This window comes from Devosia chinhatensis, from assembly GCF_000969445.1.
GTDB classification, from domain to species: domain Bacteria; phylum Pseudomonadota; class Alphaproteobacteria; order Rhizobiales; family Devosiaceae; genus Devosia; species Devosia chinhatensis.
Genome location: NZ_JZEY01000046.1, coordinates 1 through 488 on the forward strand (window position 1 = coordinate 1; position 488 = coordinate 488).

Here is a 488-nt window from a genome sequence, read left to right on the forward strand (position 1 = left end):
GGGGGAGGGGAGGGGGGGAGAGGGAGGAGGGGGGAGAGGGGGAGGAAGGGGAGAAGAAGGAGGGGGAAAGGGGAGGGGAAGGGGGGGAGGGAGGGGGGGGCAACGGAGACGGGTGGGAGAGCGGACGGGAAGGGAGGGCGGCAGAGGTGGGCAAGAGGAGACAGGAGAGGAAGGAGGAAGTGGGAAACGGGAGAAAACAGGCAGAGGGAGGAGGGGGGGAGGGGGAAAGGTGGAGAAAGGAGAAGGAGGGAAGGGGGAAGGAGAGAGAAGAAAAGAAGCAGAAGGGAGGGGAAAAGAGGAGAGGGAGGGGGGAAAAAAGGAAAGGAGAAGAGAAAAGAAAGAAAAAGAAAAGGAGAAAAAGGAAGAGGAAGTGAGGGGAGAAGGGGAAAAGGGGAAAGAGGGAAAGGAGGAAGAAGAAAAGGAAGGAAGAGAGAAGGAGGGAAAAGAGAGGGAGGAGGAATAGAAGAAGGCAGAGGAGGAAAAGGGAG

Annotated in this window: 1 protein-coding gene; it reads left to right on the forward strand. The window is 58.2% G+C overall.

Going from position 1 to position 488, the window contains the following annotated elements; genetic code table 11:
* The coding region (locus VE26_RS19075) for a hypothetical protein (protein ID WP_210165398.1) at nt 1–463 on the forward strand (463 nt) is incomplete at its 5' end.
* Nucleotides 464–488 lie beyond the last annotated feature (25 nt).